1 protein-coding gene is annotated in these 295 nt (G+C 54.9%); it reads left to right on the top strand.

Annotated features, from left to right (window positions below; all coding sequences use genetic code 11):
• Nucleotides 1-17: 17 nt before the first annotated feature.
• Nucleotides 18-295 (top strand): DUF1326 domain-containing protein (locus AB2B41_RS23455; RefSeq protein WP_367880243.1); only part of this gene is annotated, 278 nt, incomplete at its 3' end.

Genomic DNA, 295 nt, shown 5'->3' with positions numbered 1-295 from the left:
TTCACGCACCAAGTGCGATGTCCGATGGCAACATCAAGGTGGGTCTCATTGTCGATGAGAAGGCTAGTGACGAACAAACGGCCGCAATCGGCGATATCGCGACCGGAGCTGCGGGCGGTCCGATGGAAGCCTTAGGGCCCTTAGTCAGCGAAGTGGCTGGTGTCGAGAAACGACCGATCAGTTTCGTGTCGGACGGAGACAAGATATCCGTTAAAGCAGGTGAGTTGGTTGAGCAGGAAGTGGAAGCTGTCAACAGCGCGCTTCCAAATGGCGGCCCAATCAAGATTGACAATGT

Source organism: Sulfitobacter sediminis (assembly GCF_040811725.1).
GTDB classification, from domain to species: Bacteria; Pseudomonadota; Alphaproteobacteria; order Rhodobacterales; family Rhodobacteraceae; genus Sulfitobacter; species Sulfitobacter sediminis.
The sequence above is the reverse complement of the archived record's forward strand: the minus strand, read 5'-3'. Positions and strand labels throughout refer to the sequence as shown.